Source organism: Vibrio sp. 2130-1 (assembly GCF_033339515.1).
Genome location: NZ_JAWOUT010000754.1, coordinates 1 through 511, shown reverse-complemented (window position 1 = coordinate 511; position 511 = coordinate 1). Strand labels below are relative to the sequence as shown.

Genomic DNA, 511 nt, shown 5'->3' with positions numbered 1-511 from the left:
CCAAATTAGCAGCAACCTTGGTTTAGATAATCGAGTTGAAGGTTGTTGGGTAGATGACGACCTAACGAAGCCGCTAGGCGATACATCCGAGCGCATGCTATCTGCCGCACTCAACTACATGGATACAGGAACTTGTCCACAAGTGTCTCCTGCGAGTTTCAACACAATGCCACTTAACAGCGACTCTCCAGCACTTAAGGATCACCGTTCACCACTAAGAATAGAGGCTATACATGTTGAGATCAACTAGTTCAAGGTGCGCAACAGCTATAAGACTTTGTGCTTGCCTTGGACTAACACTACCGATTTTGGGGTGTGAAGCAATGTCACGAGAACCTGTTGAAGCCTTAAGCACTAAAACCACGCCGGAGGCCGTAACGGAAGTACAAGCTGCGATTGCACAAATTCAAGGTACGCCAGCACCGAGAATCGCAAGCAACGTATTTGAATCGTCTCCGCACTTGTTGATTGAGAAAGGCAGAGTTAAAGGCAAGGATAACGTGCTACTAGA

The 511-nt window shown here is 47.2% G+C and carries 2 pseudogenes; both read left to right on the top strand.

The features are described from left to right. A pseudogene (locus R7Q09_RS28520) lies at positions 1-250 on the top strand (peptidase S41); the annotation flags it as partial. A gap of 73 nt (positions 251-323) precedes the next feature. After that, a pseudogene (locus tag R7Q09_RS28515) lies at positions 324-511 on the top strand (hypothetical protein); the annotation flags it as partial.